This window comes from Treponema sp. R8-4-B8 (assembly GCF_054786175.1).
Window position 1 is genome coordinate 1 of record NZ_BDHE01000238.1, and the last position, 625, is coordinate 625.

General features: G+C 50.6%; 1 protein-coding gene. It reads right to left on the minus strand.

The window, feature by feature from the left end:
• A partial coding sequence (locus tag ACYVRA_RS08130; protein ID WP_461252226.1) for a DUF4153 domain-containing protein occupies window positions 1-539 on the minus strand: 539 nt, incomplete at its 3' end.
• Window positions 540-625: the final 86 nt, after the last annotated feature.

Sequence of the window (625 nt, forward strand, 5' to 3'; positions counted from 1 at the left end):
TGATGTGGCTGACTTTTGGTCTGCGCCGGCGGACAGTTTAATGTGCTGGAAATTACGTGGTCAGCGCATCTGGCTGTGTGTGTACGTGAAAAGTAGCGTAACTCCCTGTTCCCTGCGAGCTTGTGTATGTGTTTACTTGCGCTGTCTCTCTCCTTCCTTTTTTTTTTTTTTTTCAAGCAGAAGACGGCATACGAGATGATGATCCATTTGACGCGCCGCGCTTTTGTTATGAATTGATAGACGCAGACGCCGTAGAGCCAAATATTTATAACTATGAGGTAGCCGCGAAGGACGGTAATGCCGTAATCGTCTACGCGGCGGAATATTCCGACCGTCATTAGGGCTAAAAGCGGCAGCATTATCAGGCCGAAACCGCGCGACATATAGACGACGGTTTTGTTCTTCCCCTCCATGCGCGCCGGATATAGTATCCAGGTAGTCAAGAATCCCACGCACGCGAGGGACGACACCAACCACGAGACCAACCCTTTGGGCAGTTCCCACGCGGCGATGATTTTGAACAGATAGACGTAGAGGATGACGGTGTAGACCGCGACAAGCGGCGTAAGGACTGTCTCTTATACACATCTAGATGTGTATAAGAGACAGCCTGAAGACCGCGACG